The sequence below is a fragment of the Treponema sp. R8-4-B8 genome, from assembly GCF_054786175.1.
Genome location: NZ_BDHE01000405.1, coordinates 1 through 447, shown reverse-complemented (window position 1 = coordinate 447; position 447 = coordinate 1). Strand labels below are relative to the sequence as shown.

At 43.8% G+C, this 447-nt stretch carries 1 protein-coding gene; it reads right to left on the bottom strand.

Annotated features, from left to right (window positions below; all coding sequences use genetic code 11):
* Positions 1–447 (bottom strand): hypothetical protein (locus tag ACYVRA_RS08975; protein ID WP_461252368.1); only part of this gene is annotated, 447 nt, incomplete at both ends.

The following is a 447-nucleotide window of genomic DNA, read 5'->3' as shown; positions in this document are numbered from 1 at the left end:
TTCTTTAGGTTTCCCCCCTGCCCGCAACACATTCTCAAAATCAAACTGTTTGATAATTTTCTTCCGACAGGCATACCGTAAAGCCTTCATGGCGGTGTTACGAGCGGAATTCACCGTGGATGCGGCAAGTTTTTTATCAAGTTTCAAGTGAACGACAAATTTTTGAAGGAGTTCTCCGTCAATCTCACATAACAATTTGTTTTTAAAATAAGGCAGGTAATACCTTCTTACAATTCTCTGCATTTCCAATGCGTGCTCCGGTTGTGGCTCTTTACCCATCGTCTCCTGCTCCCGAAAATATTCCGAAGTGTCGAAATCCCAAAAACCGCAGAGGTAATCGCAGAAAGCGGTTGTCTTTGCTATATTGTTTTTATTGGGATTCTCCGGCAACCCGTTGGCAAGCCAGCTTTGGGCTATGGCATGGGCTTTCTTTTCATCATTTGTCCC